The organism is Caballeronia telluris, assembly GCF_001544495.1.
In the GTDB taxonomy this organism is placed as follows: Bacteria; Pseudomonadota; Gammaproteobacteria; order Burkholderiales; family Burkholderiaceae; genus Caballeronia; species Caballeronia telluris.
The window spans coordinates 1-18,443 of sequence record NZ_FCNZ02000034.1; the positions used below are offsets into that span (position 1 = coordinate 1).

At 65.2% G+C, this 18,443-nt stretch carries 17 protein-coding genes; 13 read left to right on the forward strand and 4 right to left on the reverse strand.

Annotated features, from left to right (window positions below; translation table 11 throughout):
• Positions 1–291 (forward strand): DUF2950 family protein (locus AWB66_RS28015; RefSeq protein ID WP_125469805.1); only part of this gene is annotated, 291 nt, incomplete at its 5' end.
• A 114-nt stretch (positions 292–405) separates the two neighbouring features.
• Positions 406–990, forward strand: a complete 585-nt coding sequence (locus tag AWB66_RS28020; RefSeq protein ID WP_087633324.1) for a hypothetical protein — start codon at positions 406–408, stop codon at positions 988–990.
• A 62-nt stretch (positions 991–1,052) separates the two neighbouring features.
• Here the strand turns inward: AWB66_RS28020 and AWB66_RS28025 are convergent, their stop codons facing one another.
• The 4 genes from AWB66_RS28025 to AWB66_RS28040 all read right to left on the reverse strand — a co-directional run bounded on the left by AWB66_RS28025 (position 1,053) and on the right by AWB66_RS28040 (position 7,201).
• The gene (locus AWB66_RS28025; RefSeq protein WP_087633325.1) at positions 1,053–2,690 is read right to left on the reverse strand and encodes a fatty acid--CoA ligase; all 1,638 of its coding nucleotides are present in this window, start codon (positions 2,688–2,690) and stop codon (positions 1,053–1,055) included.
• Positions 2,691–2,723: 33 nt separating this feature from the next.
• Complete coding sequence (locus AWB66_RS28030) at positions 2,724–3,095, reverse strand: BON domain-containing protein (protein ID WP_087633326.1); 372 nt, start codon at positions 3,093–3,095, stop codon at positions 2,724–2,726.
• Positions 3,096–3,153: 58 nt separating this feature from the next.
• Entirely contained in the window at positions 3,154–4,278 is a 1,125-nt protein-coding gene (locus tag AWB66_RS28035) for a porin (protein ID WP_087633358.1), read from the reverse strand.
• 229 nt (positions 4,279–4,507) lie between these two features.
• Positions 4,508–7,201, reverse strand: coding sequence for a helix-turn-helix transcriptional regulator (locus AWB66_RS28040; RefSeq protein WP_087633327.1), 2,694 nt, complete (start codon positions 7,199–7,201; stop codon positions 4,508–4,510).
• A 186-nt stretch (positions 7,202–7,387) separates the two neighbouring features.
• Here AWB66_RS28040 and AWB66_RS28045 point away from each other — a divergent pair, with 186 nt between their 5' ends.
• The 11 genes from AWB66_RS28045 (at position 7,388) to AWB66_RS28095 (ending at position 18,369) form a co-directional block, all read left to right on the forward strand.
• Positions 7,388–8,314: a universal stress protein gene (locus AWB66_RS28045; RefSeq protein WP_087633328.1), complete on the forward strand. Its 927-nt coding sequence runs from the start codon at positions 7,388–7,390 to the stop codon at positions 8,312–8,314.
• 12 nt (positions 8,315–8,326) lie between these two features.
• Positions 8,327–9,307, forward strand: a complete 981-nt coding sequence (locus tag AWB66_RS28050; RefSeq protein WP_087633329.1) for a quinone oxidoreductase family protein — start codon at positions 8,327–8,329, stop codon at positions 9,305–9,307.
• A 9-nt stretch (positions 9,308–9,316) separates the two neighbouring features.
• Positions 9,317–10,165, forward strand: coding sequence for a TauD/TfdA dioxygenase family protein (locus AWB66_RS28055; RefSeq protein WP_087633330.1), 849 nt, complete (start codon positions 9,317–9,319; stop codon positions 10,163–10,165).
• Positions 10,166–10,227: 62 nt separating this feature from the next.
• Positions 10,228–11,283, forward strand: coding sequence for a beta-keto acid cleavage family enzyme (locus tag AWB66_RS28060; protein ID WP_087633331.1), 1,056 nt, complete (start codon positions 10,228–10,230; stop codon positions 11,281–11,283).
• A gap of 162 nt (positions 11,284–11,445) precedes the next feature.
• Positions 11,446–12,768, forward strand: coding sequence for an MFS transporter (locus AWB66_RS28065; protein WP_235021272.1), 1,323 nt, complete (start codon positions 11,446–11,448; stop codon positions 12,766–12,768).
• 23 nt (positions 12,769–12,791) lie between these two features.
• Positions 12,792–13,352 (forward strand): RBBP9/YdeN family alpha/beta hydrolase, encoded by a 561-nt coding sequence (locus AWB66_RS28070; RefSeq protein WP_087633333.1) that lies wholly within the window; start codon positions 12,792–12,794, stop codon positions 13,350–13,352.
• A gap of 85 nt (positions 13,353–13,437) precedes the next feature.
• The gene (locus tag AWB66_RS28075; protein ID WP_087633334.1) at positions 13,438–13,635 is read left to right on the forward strand and encodes a hypothetical protein; all 198 of its coding nucleotides are present in this window, start codon (positions 13,438–13,440) and stop codon (positions 13,633–13,635) included.
• 141 nt (positions 13,636–13,776) lie between these two features.
• A complete protein-coding gene (locus AWB66_RS28080; protein WP_087633335.1) occupies positions 13,777–15,069 on the forward strand; it encodes an LssY C-terminal domain-containing protein in 1,293 nt (430 codons plus the stop codon).
• Positions 15,066–16,319 carry an LssY C-terminal domain-containing protein gene (locus AWB66_RS28085; RefSeq protein WP_087633336.1) on the forward strand — a complete coding sequence of 418 codons (1,254 nt, stop codon included), beginning with the start codon at positions 15,066–15,068 and terminating at the stop codon, positions 16,317–16,319. The genes AWB66_RS28080 and AWB66_RS28085 overlap by 4 nt, the downstream gene beginning before the upstream one ends.
• Before the next feature lie 55 nt (positions 16,320–16,374).
• A complete protein-coding gene (locus AWB66_RS28090) occupies positions 16,375–17,436 on the forward strand; it encodes a hypothetical protein (RefSeq protein WP_087633337.1) in 1,062 nt (353 codons plus the stop codon).
• 324 nt (positions 17,437–17,760) lie between these two features.
• A complete protein-coding gene (locus AWB66_RS28095) occupies positions 17,761–18,369 on the forward strand; it encodes a class I SAM-dependent methyltransferase (RefSeq protein WP_235021273.1) in 609 nt (202 codons plus the stop codon).
• Positions 18,370–18,443 lie beyond the last annotated feature (74 nt).

Here is an 18,443-nt window from a genome sequence, read left to right on the forward strand (position 1 = left end):
CATTTCAAGGAACGTCGGCCGGGCGATGCGTATCACGGATACCACTATCGCATTCTCACCCGGCAGGGCAAGAGCGCGCCTGGAGGCGCGTACAGCTATGTCATCAACGGAAGAATGATCGCCGGCTTCGCGATGGTCGCCTTCCCCGCCGAATACGGCACGAGCGGCGTGATGACGTTCATCGTCAACAACAACGGCGTCATCTATCAGAAGGATCGTGGCCGGGCACCGGCGCCCGTCACCGAATTCGATCCGGACTCGTCGTGGACGCGCGTGGATGAGCGTTCCTGATTGGTTCCTGATGGCGTCGATCGACCTTAATGGCCGGAGCAACGCCCCCCGGCAACGCACGGACCGCCCGCCTTCGGCATGAAGGCGACATGCATTTTTCATGGGAGAACCAGGATGAAGACCACGAAAGGACTTGCCATTGTCGCCGTTGCGTTGCTTGCGCAGGTTGCACTGGCTCAGCCGCAGACGGATGTCGAAGTCACCAAGGGACAGGACCAGACGACCGTCAAGGGCTTCACCAAAATGACCGCGACGGTGGTCGGCATCGACCGCGCCACGCGCACCGTCACGCTCAAGACACGCCAGGGCAAGGTCGTCGAACTCGAAGTCACCGAGGAGGCGCGCAACTTCGACCAGATCGCGTTGGGCGATGTCGTGACCGTCGCCTATAGCGAGTCCTTGACGGTCAGCCTCATGAAGGAGAAAGGGACCGCGTCGCACACCGAGCAGGGTACTGAGCAGCGCTCGGCTGCCGGTGCCAAGCCGGGTGGCAAGGTCGGGCGGGAGGTCACGATCGTCGCGGATGTGGTCGCCGTGAATCACAAGGCGAAGACGGTCACGCTCAAAGGACCCAAAGGCAATACGGTGGACCTGAAAGTGGAAGATCCCGAACGTCTCAACCGCATCAAGAAGGGCGATCAGGTGGAAGCCGTCTACACGGAAGCGCTGGCGATATCCGTGGAACCTGCGGGCAAGTAATAGGGCGGCACGGCACGCCGTCATCAGGTGCCGTGCCTTGCCACGTTCTCTCGACGCTTTCCTTAAGCGAACTGTTCGCGCAGCCGCTTCTTGTTGAGCTTGCCGACGCTCGTCTTTTCGAGTCGCTCGACGATCTTCACGACCTGCGGCACGGCGTACTTCGAAATCTGGCCCGTCGTGCTGAACGCGAGCACGTGATTCCGGATGTCGTCTTCCGAAACTGTTAGCGCGAAGTCCGGCTTGAGCACGACGAGTGCGACGGGCCGCTCGCCCCACTTCGCATCGCTGATGCCGATCACCGCCGCTTCCGACACGCCCGGATGCAATGAGATCAGGCTTTCGATCGCAAGCGAGGACACCCATTCGCCACCCGACTTGATGACATCCTTCATGCGATCGACGATCTGCAGATACCCTTGCCCGTCGATGTTCGCGATGTCCTGCGTGTGCAGATGGCCGCCTTCCCAAAGCTGGTCGGATGCCTCGGGATTCTTCAGATAGCCCTGCGTCAGCCACGGTGCGCGCACGATTACTTCACCGCTCGCTTTGCCGTCGTGAGCGACGTCAGCGCCCTCCTCGTCCGCGATGCGCAAATCGACGAGCGGCAACGGCAGACCCGTCTTGCAACGCAGGCGCACTTGCTCGTCGGCGTCGAGCGTCTCGCTGCCGGGCTTGAGTTGCGCGAGCGTCAGCAGAGGCCCGGTCTCCGACATCCCGTAGCCTGCGAAGATATCGATGCCGCGATCGAGCGCGGCGCGCGCAAGTCCATGAGGCAGCGCGCCGCCGCCGATGACCACTTTCCATTTGCTCAGATCGACGGTCTTCGCTTCGGGACAGTCGAGCAGCATGTGCAGGATCGTGCCGACGCAATGCGAGAACGTGACGCCTTCATCGCGCACCAGCCCGACGAGCCGATCCGGCAGGTAACGGCCCGGATATACCTGCTTCACGCCGAGCACGGTAGCGATATAAGGCATGCCCCACGCGTGGACGTGGAACATCGGCGTGATCGGCATGTAGACGTCGCCGCGGTGAAAACGCTGTCCCGATACGGGACTTGCCAGCGCCGCCATCCCCGTGATGGTGTGCAGCACGAGCTGACGATGCGAGAAATAGACGCCCTTGGGCAGTCCCGTCGTGCCCGTCGTATAGAACGTGGTGGCGCGCGTGTTCTCGTCGAAATCCGGGAAGTCGTAGACGGGCGCGCTCGCCGCGAGCATGGTCTCGTAGTCGTCCGCGAAGGGGATCGAATGCGCAACGGCCTCGCTGCCTTCGTCGTCGATCCGGATGAAGGCGCACACCGTTTCGAGCTGGTCCCTGATCGCTTCGACGACGGGCAGGAAGTCCGTATGAACGAGCAGGATCTGCGCGCCCGCATGGTTGATCGTGTAGGCGATCTCCGCCGGCGATAGCCGCACGTTGACCGTTTGCAGCACGGCGCCCATCATCGGAACGGCGAAATAGCATTCGAGGTAGCGGTGGCTGTCCCAGTCCATCACCGCGACGGCGCTGCCCATCTTCGCGCCGTGGCGGCCGAGGCCGTGTGCGAGGCGCGCGATGCGCTCGCTCATCGTGCGATAAGTCAGGCGCGTGTCGCCGCGATAGACGATCTCCTGATCGGGCGCATGCGCAAGTGGCGTATGCAGAAGATGCTTGATGAGCAACGGGTACGCATACGCCGCTTGAGTTGATTCGATCATGTCTTTGACTCCCTTGATGCGAAGCGGCGCGGACTATTGCCCGAACGGCCGCCGGACGGTCAGCTTGTTCTTCACGGACTGGACACCGGCCGCGCTGCTCGCCAGTGCGCCCGCTTTTTCGATCTGCGCGGCGTCAGCCACCGTGCCGGTCAGTGTGACGGCTCCGTCGGTCGCGCTAACGCCGATGTCGCCCGCTTCGATACTTTTGTCCTTGGCGAATGCGGCGTACACGCGCTTGCGCAGCGCGCGATTGGCCGAGCGGCTGCTGCTAGCGGGCGCCGCACTCGACGCTACCGAAGGCTCGCTCGATGCCGCCATTGTTTCGCCAACCTGAAGGCTGGCGCCGACCGATGCCAAAACAATCAACGCTGCACAACCTGAACTGCGTGGCTTGATTCTCTTCATGGATGACTCCGGTTATTGTTCACAGGATCTGCGGATCGCAACGGCCGCGCGGCTACGCTCAGAAGTTGTGGCGTATGCCGATCATTGCAGCCGTGGTCGACTCTCCCGGAGCCACGGGTTGTCCATACACGATCGTCTGGTTCATCGTGCCGTGATTGTCGACGTAGCCGACCTGCGCATAGGCGAGCGTGCGCTTGGACAGGCTGTATTCCGTGCCCACCGCGAATTCGCTCGAATGATTCGTCGAGCTGTTCTTGTCCTTCAGGTAGTAGAACCCCGAGGTCACTTTCAGCACCGGATTGAACCGATAGCCGAGGCCGGCCGAATAGAGGTCGTAGTCGGCGCGGCCGGCGTTCGCCGGATTCTTGCCGTGGCTGTACGAGCCGGACACGGAGAAATCGCGGAACGTGTACATCGCGCCGAGGTACACCAAGCGGTTGTTGTTCAGCCCCGTCGGCGCAATGCCGGGCAGCGGGTTCGCGTCGTGGCCGTTGTAATAGACCGCCGACAGGTTCAGGCCGTAGTTCGAATACTTCACCACGGCGGACTCGCGCGTGCCGCCCTGGAACTGGCCCGCGACGCCGCCCGGCGCATATTCCAGCGCAAGCGAAGCGCCATAGAACTTCGGCGATTCGTAGACGAGCGCGTTGCTGTCGTACAGCGCGCCGATCGGACCGTTCGTGCTCGTACCAGGCCAGCCGGCTGCCTGGTTCATGCCGAGCCACGCGGTGAGAATGCTGCCGAAGTACTGCGCTGCGCGCACGTCGGTATCGAACATCGCGTAGACCATCGGCACGATCTGGCGGCCCGCATTGAACGTGCCGAACGGACCGGAAACCCCGATCGTCGCGAACTGGTTGAACTGCGCGGGAACGCCGGGCGTGTCGGAGAGGCCGAACCTGCCGCTGCCGGTGTCGAAGGTGCCCTGCAACTTGAAGTTGACGCGGTATCCGCCGCCCAGGTCTTCGCTGCCCTTGAGGCCCCAGAAGCTGGCGTAGATGCCGCCGTCCTTGTAGCGATACACCTTGCCCGTGTTGGGGGCGTTCGGTGCGAAGGAAGCCGCTGACGTGCTCTGATAGAGCAGGCCGGCATCGAGAACACCATACAGCGTCACCGATCCTTGCGCGTGAGCGGCGCCGGAACAGGCCAGTAATGCAGCGAGGCAGGAAAGTCTGGATTTCATGAGGGGTCTCCGGATGTTTTCTTTTTCGACCTGCACGCGTGCCATCGGCAAGTCAGTCGGCGCGCTGCGAATGCCGCGATCCGCAAGCAGCGCGGACGACATTGCGATGGCGCGTGAAGTCATGCAGCAAGAATACGGAAGGAGACGACTTCCGGCCCCTCTCGCGGAGGGAGGGGATCGGAATGCTACGGATCTAAGCCGCGTGAGCGCGGCAAGCGGCGCGCTGTCCTTAGATCGTGCCTTCGAGCAGGCCCAGCACCGCCGCGCGTCGCACGGCGTGCTTGCGCGAACTCGCATCGAGCTTGCCGAACAGGTTCTTGAGGTGCCACTTCACCGTGCCCTCTCCGATCGCGCCTGCGCGCGCGATCTCCTTGTTCGTCAGATTGCGCGCGAGCAGTTCGAGAATCTCCCGCTCCTTGGGCGTCAGGACGACGCACGGCACCGCGCGTGGCCCGCCGGTGTCCTGTGGATGCGGCCGCACATTCGGCAACGGGGCCGGCGCGCGCGCGCCATCGGCGGTGTCGGCTGCGCTGCCTGCGCGTCGCGCCCAGTCCGCGAGCGCGGGATGCGCATCGAGCAGCGTGCGGCCCAGCCTGAAGGTCTGTGCGAGGTTCACCGCTTCGAGCAGGAGAGGCGTTGCATCGACACCCGTCTGCTGCTGCGCGAACGCCCGCAAGCCCATGATCTCGATGCGATAACGCCCCATCTTCATCGCGTCGGCCTGTCTGGCGGCGGTGTCGAGCGCGACGAGCGCCTGCGGCCAGTTTCGCGCGGCAATGGCGGCATCGGCGTGCGCCAGCGACTGCAGGAGCGCGACCGACTCGCGCCAGAGCGGTCCGCGACCCGCCTCGCGAGCCAGGATGTCGTCGATGCGGCGCACCAGCGCGGCGCACGTCTCGGCGCGGTAGCGGCCCGCGTGCATGCGCAGTTGCTCGGCGAGGCTCGCGATACACAAGCGAGGCTGGCGCCGGCTCACGCCGAGCGCGTGCATCGCTTCCAGCATGTCGAGCGCACGATGCTCGCTGCCGCGCACCGCGGCAATGCGCGCCGCCGTGCGATAGGCGAGCGTCACGGTTTCCGGCGTGGCGGCGCGTTCGAGCATGTCGAGGCGGTTGGCGAGCAACGCAGCGGCTTCGTCGAGCCGATCGTCTTCATAGGCGATCGCTGCGCACGCCGCCGCGAACATGCAGCTGAGCGGATGACGACGCCCCAGTTCCGCCTCGGCACTCGCGAGCGCGGGCTTCATCACCTCTTCGGCAAGCGGCATCTGGCCTTCCCACAGATAGCTCGAACCGGTGATGTGCTCGCCCCAGCGCAGCAGATAGCCGAGCGGCTCGACGCCTCCGCCATGCCGCACGCGCTGCTGCGCGCGCCGCGCCTGCGCCGGTTCGCCGAGCAGCATCGCGCGCGCCGCCAGCCGGTTCGCGTGAACCTGCGCGAGCCACGATTCGACATTGGGCGGAGACCCGGCCCAAGGTTCGAACAGTTCGACGAAGCGGTCGGGTTCGTCCGCGAAATAGGCGGCCGCGCTCAGGATCAGCGCGCACTCGTAATGCAGTTCGTCGCCGACGGCCGGGCCCGCGAGAATCCGCTCCACCTGGCGCTGCGCCTCTTCGTGGCGCTGCCCGACCGCCAGCGCCCACGCCGCCGCGAGCCGCAAGCGAGGACGCCGCTCCAGTTCCGCTTCCGGCAGCAGATCGAGCCAGTCGAGCACGACGCTCAGATGCCCTTGCCGCACCGCATCGTGCAGGCTGCGTTCGGCGAGGTCGTAGGCAAGCTCGTGCTGGCCGGCCGCATGCGCGTGGTGCGCGGCTTCCTCAATCATCCCCTGGCCGACGAGCCATCTCGCGGCGCGCGCATGCAGCTCCTCGCGATCGGCGGCAGGCAGACGCGCGAGACGCACGCGCAGCGCGTCGCGCACCACCGTATGCAGGCGGCACCACGCGCTGTCCTCCACCGTGATGAACACGGGCGTCTCGCGCACGAGTCGCGCGAGGTGCTCCGACGCGTGCGGGTTGTCCGTCAGCGCCTCGCACAACGCCGGATGCAGCATATCCACGGCGCTGATGCGCGTGAGAAACGCGTCGTCTTCCGAAGAAAGATTGGCGATCAAGGCGCCCACGAGATGTTCGCGCAAGCTGCCGGCGCCCGACGCGATCGTCTCGACAGCCTTGCGCGGGTCCGACGCATGCGCCATCGCGGCGAGCGCGAGCTGCAATCCGAGCGGCCAGCCGTCGGTGACTTCGAAGAGCCGCGCGCACGCGTCGGCGTCGACGCGCTCGCCGAAGCGCCCTGTGATCAGCGCGATCGTCTCGTCGAGGCGAAAGCGCAATGCATCCGGGCCGACGAGCGTGGCCTGGCCGTACATCAGCAGATCGGCGAGCGGCGCCTCGAGGCCACGTCTTGCCGCCACCACCACGCGCAGGTTTTGCGGCGCATTGCGCAGCACGTAGGCGAGCATCTCGGCGCCGGCGGCGGGCAGCCGCTCGGCCTCGTCGACGATCAGCACGACGTCCAGCGACAGCACGGCGAGCTCGGCGAGCCAGCCTGTCGCGCCATCCAGTTCCCCGACCGACGCGATCGCGCTGTCGAGCAGCAAGGCGCCGAACGCCGGCCGCGCGCAGCCGGTCCTCACCGCCTGCAGGAGCGCGCGCAGGAGCCGTTCGGGGTCGTCGCGCTCGTCGGCGAGAAGCCACGCCACGGCGATCCCGCGCGACAGATATTCGCGCCGCCACTGCGCGAGCAGCGAGGTTTTCCCGTAACCGGCCGGCGCCTGCACGAGCGTGACCTGGCGCTCGTGGTAGTCCGCGGCCTCCGCGCTCAGCCGTGCCCGCGCGACGAGGTTCAGCGGTGCGCGCGGCGCGATGGTCTTCAGGACGAGCTCGGTCGTCGAGGGTGGGGAGCCGCTTGAGATGGATGCCATCAGGAAAGGTCGGTCGGAATGCCATCGGCGACCTGGAACGGCCGCTTCTGTCGCGAATCAGGTCCACAGCATGGTTCGAATCACCGGGAGGCGTCAAGCCCCTCCCGCCGGGAGAGGGTCGCGCCGGGCTTGCGTGAACTACGATGCAGATGAGTTCACGCACACGCCAATCCAGCGCAAAACGCCATGTACCGACATCTACTCGTCCCTGTCGAGGACACCGACACCAGCATCGAAGCGATCGGTCAAGCGACGGAATTCGCGCAGGCCATCGGCGCGCGCGTGACGTTTCTGTACGTGTCATCGGCGGTGCTGCCCGGGCCGGCCGACGAACACGCGGCCGAACTGCTGGCAAGAGCCGAAGCCGGCGCCCGCGCACAAGGCGTGCCGTGCGCGTCGGTGGTCGCCCAAAGCGAGCAGGCCTGCGACCCCGCCCTGGCGCAAGCGCGCAGGCACGGCTGCGATCTGATCTTCGCGGCCGCCTCCCGGCCGGCGATGGCCGCGCCGGTCGCAGGCACACCCGACGCGTCGAGGCCCGCCATGCTGACGTGCGGCACCGACGCTCGGCCGGCCGTGCAGGCGTCGATCGGCGTTCTGCTCGGCGCACACCGGGCGCTCGCGGAAGCCTTGCACGCATGGCTCGACGCGATCCGCGCCGAGCGCGAACGCGGCGACGCCCCGCAGGCCCGGACGCTGCGCGAAGCGGTCGACAGGCTGCATGGCCTTGCAGCACGAGGCTTCGGGGCGAACGCGAAGGAATCGCTGTTCCGGCGCCTTCGCAAACGGACGTCGGTGGTCAACGCCGAACTCGACGAACTCGAACGCCTGCATCAGCGCGACGGAGAACTGCTCGACGGGCTGGCTGGAATGATCGGACGAAATCCGCACGCCGCATCGACGGCCGGGGAACTCGAACAGGCAGTGAGCGCTTACGTGCGGTTCGTTTCGGAATGGATGGGCCGCGAACAGGGCGTGATCCTTCCGGCGGCACGACGCTATCTGAGCTACGCCGACTGGACCGAAATCAACGACGAATTCAATTGCGCGGCGCCGGCTGGTCCGGCTGCGAGCAACCGCTACTCAATCAGCGAGCCCGACGGCTCGCACGCATGACTGGAGAGACACATGGCATACGCAATCCGCTTTCACGAAACAGGCGGCCCCGAGGTTCTGAAGTGGGAAGAGGTGCCGGTCGGCATGCCCGGTCCCGGGCAGGTACGGCTGCGTCATGAGGCCGTCGGCCTGAATTTCGCCGATACGTACTTCCGCAGCGGCCTCTATCCCGTCGCCCTCCCCGCCGGCATGGGCGTGGAAGCAGCGGGCGTGGTCGAGGCCGTCGGACCGGACGTCGATCAACTGCTCGTCGGCGATCGCGTGACCTACACGGGCTTCATCAACACGCTCGGCGCGTACAGCACCGAGCGGCTCGTGCCCGCGTCCGCCCTCATCCGGCTGCCGGACGACATCGAATGCGCCACCGCCGCCGCGATGACCATGCGCGGCCTGACCGCGTCCTACCTGATGCGCCGCATCCATGCGTTCAAGCCGGGCGATTCGATCCTGCTGCATGCCGCCGCCGGTGGGGTCGGGCTGATCGTGTCGCAGTGGGCGCGTCTGTTGGGAATCAAGGTGATCGGCACGGTGTCGAGCGCAGCCAAGGCCGAAGTGGCCCGCGCGCACGGCTGCGATCACGTCATCGACTACAGCCACGAGGACGTCGCGAAGCGCGTGCGTGAACTGACCGAAGGCGCAGGCGTGAACGTCGTGTTCGACAGCGTGGGCAAGGACACCTTCGAAGCGTCGCTGAACTCGCTCGCGCGCCGTGGCCTGATGGTCTGCGTCGGCACCGCGTCCGGCCCGATTCCGCCGTTCAATCCGCAATTGCTCGCGATGAAGGGCTCGCTTTATCTGACCCGGCCCGCGCTCGCCGATTACATCGCCGATCCGGCCGAGAAGGACGCGCTGGCAAGCGAGCTCTTCGGGCACGTCGCGGCCGGTCGCATCAAGATCGAGATCAATCAGCGCTATGCGCTGCCCGATGCCGCACAGGCGCATCGCGACCTCGAATCGCGCCGGACCACCGGCTCATCCATTTTCGTCGTGTAGGAGACCATGATGCGCGTCGAACAACTCACCTGCTCGATCGGAGCAGAACTCACCGGTGTCAGCCTCGCGGACGCGGTGCACGACGACGGTCTGTTCGCCGAGATCCGCGCCGCGCTGCTCAAGCATCGCGTGGTGTTCCTGCGCGATCAGGAGATCACCCGTGCCGAGCACGTTGCCTTTGCCCGCCGCTTCGGTGAACTGGAAGACCATCCGGTCGCCGGCAGCGATCCGGAGCATCCGGGCCTCGTGCGAATCTACAAGAATCCCGACCAGCCCAACGACCGCTACGAGAACGCGTGGCACACCGACGCCACCTGGCGCGCAGCGCCGCCGTTCGGTTGCGTGCTGCGCTGCGTCGAGTGTCCGCCGGTCGGTGGCGACACCGTCTGGGCGAACATGGTGCTGGCCTATGAGAACCTGCCCGAGCACATCAAGACGCAGATCGCCGATTTGCGCGCCCGCCACAGCATCGAAGCGAGTTTCGGCGCGGCGATGCCGATCGAAAAGCGCCTCGCGCTGAAAGCCCAGTTTCCGGATGCGGAGCACCCGGTCGTGCGCACGCACCCCGAGACGGGGGAGAAGACGCTCTTCGTGAACGCCTTCACGACCCACTTCAGCAACTATCACACGCCCGCGCGCGTGCGCTTCGGGCAGGACGCGAATCCGGGCGCGAGCCAACTGCTGAACTACCTGATCAGCCAGGCATACATCCCCGAGCACCAGGTCCGCTGGCGCTGGAAGCCGAACAGCATCGCGATCTGGGACAACCGCAGCACGCAGCACTACGCGGTCATGGATTACCCGCCGTGCCATCGCAAGATGGAGCGAGCCGGAATCGTCGGCGACGTGCCTTACTGATTCAGGCGCCCCGAACGCCGCCTACCTGCCTTACACCGAACCTATTTACGCTGGAGCAACACATGCAATTCCTCGACGATTCCCTGCACCCCGAGAACCAGGACAAAGTGGTCATCACGGTCGCGCCCTACGGCCCCGAATGGATGCCGGCCGACTTCCCGGAAGACATTCCGGTGACGATGGACGAACAGATCCAGAAGGCAGTCGACTGCTACAACGCGGGCGCCACGGTGCTGCACCTGCATGTGCGCGAACTGGACGGCAAGGGTTCCAAGCGCCTGTCGAAGTTCAACGAACTGATCGCGGGCGTGCGCGCCGCGGTGCCGGACATGATCATCCAGGTGGGCGGCTCGATCTCGTTCGCGCCGGAAGACGACGGTCAGGCGGCGAAGTGGCTGTCCGACGACACGCGTCACATGCTCGCCGATCTCGATCCGAAGCCTGACCAGGTGACGGTTGCGATCAACACCACGCAGATGAACATCATGGAGTTGCTGTATCCGGAATACCTGGAAGGCACCTCGCTCGCGAGTAAGGCGATTCACGCCGCCTACAGCGAAATGACCGTGCCGGCCGGCCCGGCGTGGGTGGAGGAGCATCTGCGGCGGCTGCAGGCGTCGAACATCCAGCCGCACTTCCAGCTGACCGGCATCCATGCGCTGGAAACGCTCGAACGCCTCGTGCGCAAGGGCGTGTACACGGGTCCGCTGAACCTGACGTGGATCGGTATCGGCGGCGGTTTCGACGGCCCGAACCCGTTCAACTTCTTCAACTTCGTGCACCGTGCGCCGGACGGCTGCACGCTGACCGCGGAGTCGCTCCTGAAGAACGTGTTGCCGTTCAACATGATGGCGATGTCGATGGGCCTGCATCCGCGCTGCGGCATCGAGGACACGATCATCGACCAGCACGGCAACCGCATGACCTCGGTGCAGCAGATCGAGCAGTGCGTGCGCGTCGCCCGCGAACTGGGACGCGAGATTGCGAGCGGCAAGGAAGCGCGCGCGATCTACAAGATCGGCGTGCAATACAAGGACGCCGACGAGACGCTCGCGCAGATGGGCATGGCGCCGAACCGGAAGTCCGGCCAGGTCAATCTGCCGCTGCGCGCTGCCTGACACCCCCACGCGGACGCGGCCTTGAACGCCGCGCCCGCACCTTTCACTTAACACTCCATGGCGAAGGCCGGGCAAGCAGCGCTTGCCCGGCCAGAACAACAAACGACCCGCTGCGCTCAGGCGCATGACGAGGCCGCACGCCAGACATCGGAGGAGACGATCTTGGATATTCATTGCATCAAGCCGGCCACGAGCGGCGTCGCCGCTCCGGCCATCTCGCGCAAATACGCGTGGGTCGTGTTCGCGCTGACCTTCGGTCTGCTGCTGTCGGACTACATGTCACGGCAGGTCCTGAACGCGGTCTTTCCGCTGCTGAAACAGTCGTGGGGCCTGTCCGACACGCAACTGGGTTCGCTCAGCGGCGTGGTCGCGCTGATGGTCGGTCTGCTGACCTTCCCCCTCTCCGTGCTCGCGGACCGCTGGGGCCGCGTGCGCAGCCTGATCGTCATGGCAGCGCTCTGGAGCCTCGCCACGCTCGGCTGCGCCATCGCGACCAACTATGGAGAAATGCTCGTCGCGCGCGCCTTCGTGGGGCTCGGCGAAGCCGCCTATGGAAGCGTCGGCATCGCGCTCATTCTCAGCATCTTCCCGGCGCATCTGCGCTCCACGCTCACCGGCGCCTTCATGGCCGGCGGCGCATTCGGCTCGGTGCTCGGCATGGCGCTGGGCGGCTTTGTCGCGGTGCACTTCGGCTGGCGTGCGTCGTTCGCCGCGATGGCCTGTTTCGGCATCATGCTGGTGATCGCGTACCGGCTGCTGGTGTCGGACAAGCGCATTGCCGCCCGCTATCCGGACGCGCAGGCCGCGGAGCAGAACGCTGGCGGCATGCGCACGAGCCTGCGCAAACTGCTGGCTGGCCTCTTCTCGACGGTCTCGGTCGTGTGCGCCTATGTCGGCAGCGGATTGCAGCTTTTCATCATGGGCGCCGTGATCGCGTGGATGCCGAGCTTCCTGAATCGCTACTACGGGCTGCCCGCCGACAAAGCGGCCGCCGGCGCCGCGGTCTTCGTGTTGCTGGGCGGAGTCGGGATGGTCGCATGCGGTATCGCCACCGACCGGATCTGCCGAAAGGTTCCCGCGCGCAAGTGGGTCACGGCCGTCGCCTATTGCCTGATCTCGTTCGTGTTGCTGTCGATCGGTTTCCGTCTCGACGCCGGCGCATTGCAACTCGTGCTGCTCGGCGCGGGCATTCTCGTCGTCGCGGGCACTTCCGGCCCGGCCGGAGCGATGGTCGCCAACCTCACGCCATCGACGATCCACGCATCCGCCTTCGCGACGCTCACGCTTGCGAACAATCTCCTGGGCCTCGCGCCGGGTCCGCTCGTCACGGGCGCGATCGCCGACCGCATCGGCCTCCTGGGCGCCTTGCAGATCATTCCGCTCGTGAGCCTCGCGGCGATGGTGGCGTTCGCGATCGGCCGGTCGAGATACACGCGCGACCTGAGCCGCATCGACGCGCTCCGCGGACAAGCGGCACAACAATGAGCCTTCACGGGGAAAAACGATTCATGACATCTATCTCAACGCCCGCGGTGCTGATCGTGCCGGGATTGCGCGATCACGTCGAAGACCACTGGCAGACGTTGCTCGAACGCAGGCTCCCGAATGCGCGCTCGGTGCCTCCGCTGGAACGCGACAAGCTGGACTGCGCGGCCCGCGTCGCCGCGCTCGATGCGGCGCTCGCTAGGATCGAAGGCCCGGTCGTGCTCGTCGCGCACAGCGCGGGCGTGATGATTACCGTGCACTGGGCCCGGATGCATCGGCGGGAGATTCAGGGCGCCCTGCTCGCGACGCCGCCCGATTTCGAGTCGCCGATGCCGGACGGTTATCCGACGGTCGAGACGCTGCGTGAACATGGCTGGCTGCCCGCTCCGCGCGAGCACCTGCCGTTCCCGAGCATCGTGGCCGCCAGTACCAACGATCCGCTCGCGCGCTTCGAGCGCGTCGCGGAACTCGCCGATGCATGGGGCAGCCGTTTCGTGAACATCGGCGCGGCCGGCCATCTGAACCCTGCTTCGGGGCATGGCGAATGGACGCGCGCCGACGAATTCGTCGCCGAGCTGAGCTGACGCACGACTACGACGGGAATCAACGAATCAATTTTGATGTTACGGGCATGCCGACGGCTGCTCGCCAATCACAGGAACGCAAGACATGTCTACTCACGCAAAAACCGGCGCACTTCAAAACGACGCCGACAGTTTCAAAGCCGACCACGATCTGAACAAGGATCGAACCTCCGTCGAGCGACGCGAGCAGGCCTCCGCCCGCACGTGGGCGTGGGCAAGTACCACGGAAGTGTACGACTGGATGGACGCGCATACGCCCGTCACCACCGGCGCGTGGCGCTGAGCGGCAAAAAAGCATGACGCGGCTGTCATCGACATTTCAGCCGCGGTGTAACCGGACTTGCACACTATAATTCGACCAACACCCGAGAAGGACCTATCACAACGATCCCTGGCATCTGCCTAGCGGCAATGAGGTTACGCGATGAACCGCATCGTGAATCGACTGCTGGCTGCCGTTGTTGTCGCCTTGTTTCTGGCCGCTTGCGCCATCACGCCGCCGGCCGTTAGCGGGCTCACCTACAAGAGCCGCGCCGCGACCCGCACCGAAGGCGGACTGCGGGTATCCGCGTCCGTGCTGTCGGCCGAGGAGAGCGCGTCCGTCTACGGCGTGCCGCTCGCAGAGAAGGGGATTCAACCCGTCTGGATCGAAGTCTCCAACGACGAAGCACTTAATTATTTCCTGATGTCCCCGGGGCTCGACCCGAATTTCTTTCCCGCATCGGAAGCAGCCGAGGCCTTCGGCAACGGCGATCCGGCGCACGCCGGCGGCACACTCGCGCAGCGCTTTCGCGAACTGGCCTTCCAGAACCCCATCCAGCCCGGCGAGACCAAGTCGGGATTCGTGCTGACCCATCTCGACGAAGGCGCCAAGCTCGTCCAGCTCGACCTCGTTGCGAGCGCGCAAGCGAGAACCTTCTCCATCCTCGTGATCGTGCCCGGCTTCTATGCCGACTACCACGTGAGCGAAGTCTTCCGGCGCGAGATGTATCCGTCCGACCAGATCGTGAACTACACGGACGACGACGCATTTCGCGCCGCACTCGAAGCCCTGCCGTGCTGCGCCACGAACCAGGACGGTTCGAAGACCGGCGATCCGCTCAATCTGGTCGTCGTGGGCGGACTCGACGACGCCTTTCCCGCTCTGGTGCGCCGCGGCTGGAGTCCGACCGAACAGAAGTGGTCGGGCGCGATCATGCGCACCGTGACTTCCGCGCTGTCCGGCGATCGCTACGTCAATGCGCCCGTGAGCGACCTCTACCTGTTCGGCCGCGCCCAGGATCTCGCGTTGCAGAAAGCGCGCGACACCATTCACCAGCGCAATCATCTGCGGCTCTGGCTGAGTCCGATGCGATACCACGGCAAGCTCGTGTGGGTGGGCCAGATCAGCCGCGATATCGGCGTGCGCTTCACGTTTCATTCGCCGACCTTCACCACGCACAAGATCGACCCGGACGTCGACGAGGCACGCCGAGCGCTCGCCGAGGACATGGCGTATTCGCAGAACCTCGTCGAGCTCGGCTTCGTCAAGGGCGTGGGCGCCGCTTCGCAGAGCGCGCCGAGCGAAAACCTCACGACCGATCCGTACTACACCGACGGGTATCGGCAGGTGCTCGTGTTCGACCGCCGTCCGACGTCGCTTTCGGAGATCGGGATTTTCCCCTGGGAGGTGAATGCCAAGCCGAGCAATCATCCGCGCGCGGGAGCGAAACAATGAGCGCGCCGCGCCGGTCGCATCGTGCGTTGATCCGTGCGGCCGGCGCCGTCGCCCTCCTCCTCGTTTTGGCCGCTTGCGGGACATGGACGGCTCCGCCGAGCGTCGACGATGCGCCGCTGCGCAAGCGCGCCGTCAGCGCCACCAAACAGGATGTTCAGGTGAGCGCGGCCGTGCTTTCGTCGGCCGACAGCCAACGGATGTTCGGCGCCGACATCAACAAGAACAACATGCAGCCCGTCTGGATCGAAGTTCAGAACCGGACGTTGCAACCGTTGTGGCTGCTGCAATCGGGTACCGATCCCGACTACTTCTCACCGCTCGAAGTCGCGTGGTCGATGCACACGCTGCTCGGTTTCGCAACGAACGCGAACATCGACAATCATTTCAACAAGCTCGGTTTCAAGAATCCGGTGGCACCGGGCGAGACGCGCGCGGGGATCGTCTTCACCAATCCGGATCGCGACCCCAAGCTCGTCAATATCGACCTGTTCGGAAGCAGGACGCTCGTGCCCTTCTCGCTCTTCGTCAGCGTGCCCGACGACACGCCCGACTCCCGCCTCGCGCTGACGCTGTACCAGTACCCCGCTACGGAGATCACGGACTACCACGACCTCGCCTCGCTGCGTGCCGCGCTCGAACGGCTGCCGTGCTGCGCCACCGATCAGCACGCCACGACCGGCGCGGACCCGCTGAACGTCGTGGTGGTCGGCAATCTGGGCGACATCGGCGCGGCGCTCGTGCGGCGCAGCTATCGACGCAACCTGCGCGAAAGCGATCTCGATCAATGGGCTTTCGGACGCCGCCCGGATGTCGTCCTTCGCCGGCAAGCGCAGACGGGCACGCCCGCGACTTCGATCCGCGCGTGGCTCACACCCATTCGCTTCAACGGCGAGGTCGTGTACGTGGCGCAGGTCGGACGGCCGGTCGGCGGGCGCTTCGCGCGCAACGGATCGACCAGCGACGTGCTGCACGGCGACGTCGACGAGGCCAGAAACTTCATCGTTCAGGACATGATGTATTCGGGCGGGCTCGACAAGCTCGGCTTCGTGAACGGTGTCGGCCCGGCACCGCAAGCCCATCCCCGGACGACGCTCAACGGCGCGCTTTACCATACCGACGGATTGCGCGCCGTGATGTTCTTTGCAACGCGGCCTTTGAGTTTCACGAACGTCGACATTCTGGACTGGGTGCCCTATCTCGACCCGCGCAAGTCCGCCTCACGCAAGGAGACGAGCGATGCAGGCAAGTAACGGCATCGCGCGATCCGCTCGTCGCTTGCGTGCGCTCCGGTACGCCGGCGTCAGGATGGCTGCGGTCGCGGCTTGCGTTGCGTCGGTCGCGTGTGCCACGAAGCCGCTCGTTCCCTACTCGACCGATACGCCGCCGCTCGCGCTCGTAACGGCATCGCAGGCAGGCGTGCAGGACAAACGCGCTCGATTCCGCGAAATCTACTGCGCGGTTCTCGAAGCGCACGGTTCCGACCTCGCCGATCACCGCCCATGCGAGGACGCGCTGACACGCGTGGGCAACGAGCCCGCGGGCACGGGCGCGCCGGTCGATCTTGGGCCATCCGGGCGGCATCTCATTGCAGTCGTGGTGCCGGGCGTCGGCTACGATTGCTTCAAGCCGTGGCTGAACTCGCCGGGCACCGTCGTGACACAACTGCGGCAGTTCGGTTACGACGCGATCATGCTCGACGTCGAAGGGTTGTCGAGTTCGGCGAACAACGCACGTCAGATCCGCGATGCCATATTGGCGATGCCGTTTTCCGGAAGCACATCGCGGCTTGTTCTGATCGGTTACTCGAAGGGGGCGCCGGACATCCTGGAAGCAGTGGTCGACTACCCCGAGATCCGCAGCCGCGTGGCGGCCGTGGTGAGCGCGGCCGGAGCGATCGGCGGCTCGCCGCTCGCCAACGACGCCGAACAATTCCAGGCGGACATGCTGCGATACTTTCCGGGCGCAACCTGCACGTCGGGAGACGGCGGCGCCGTGCAAAGCCTGCGACCGGCGACACGCCAGGCGTGGATGGCAAACAACCCGCTTCCACCCGACGTTCGCTACTACTCGCTCGTGACGTATCCGCAGCCCGAACGCATTTCTTCGATCCTCAAGTCGAGCTACGAGAAACTCGCGCGCATCGACGCGCGCAACGACAGTCAAGTGATCTTCTATGACCAGATCGTGCCTGGGAGCACGCTCATGGGCTACGTCAACGCGGATCACTGGGCGCTTGCCGTGCCCATTGCCCGAACCCACGCGATGGTCGGTTCGCTCTTCGTCACACAGAACGAATATCCGCGCGAGGCGCTGACCGAAGCGGTCCTGCGCTTCATCGAAGAAGACCTCGCGACGTCCGGAAAGTGAAGCGCCGTGTCCGTATGAAAGCGCACGCTCGATGCCGAATCAGCGCCTTTTTCGACGTCTGTGCGAATCCGACACACGTGGCCGAACTCAGCAGAAGTTAGGCGAAAAACGCCTACGGAGAAGCGTTGCGCGGCGTCGCCAGCGGTTGCAAGATCGCCCGAAACGATAAATAAAAACAGGTTCGTTGCGCGGCGTAAAAGCCGCGCCGTTCACCAAAAACAAACAATACGTGGGGACACTTCGATGCGCGAAATTTCTTACGAAGAACAAACCGTCAAATCAGGAAATCCGCTCGCTCGCTTCGCTCATCGAACGCGCATGACCATGGCGATCGATCTCGTGACCAAACTGTGCGCGGCGAGCGGCACGGTTGTCGATTTCGGCGCCGGGCCGGGGCTCTTTCTACATACGCTTGGCGAAGCGCGCCACGACGTGACGCTCGTCGGTCACGACCCGTACATGGCGCCGACCTTCCCCGAAGTCAGGTACGCAGAATCGCTCGATTCGGTCGCGGCGCAGAGCGTGGACGTGCTGACCGCGCTGGAGGTCTGCGAGCATCTCTATCCGAACGAACTCGAAGCCTTGCTCGACGACGCCGCGCGCATTCTCAAACCGGCGGGCGCGCTCGTCATCTCGGTGCCGATCATGTACGGGCTCGCGATCGCGCCGAAGGTGTCGAACTGGATGATCCGCAGCCGCTCGTTGAAGTCGGAATACACGCCGGGGGAACTGTTCAAGTCGATGGTCGGCATTCCGGTTTGCCGGCCGCAGAATCCGCGCACGACGCACAAGGGTTTTGATTTTCGCGAGCTGCGGGCGATCGTGAGCGAGCGGTTCTTGATCGAAGCGGTGCATCTGAGTCCTGTGCCGCATACGCCGTGGTGCCTTTCGTCGCAGTATTTCATGATCTGCCGGCCGCGCGCGAGATCCTGACCCGTTCACTGCCCGCGCAGCGCGGTCACTTTCTTTGCCGCAAGGAAAGTGACCGACCGAGGCAGCCTTAAGCG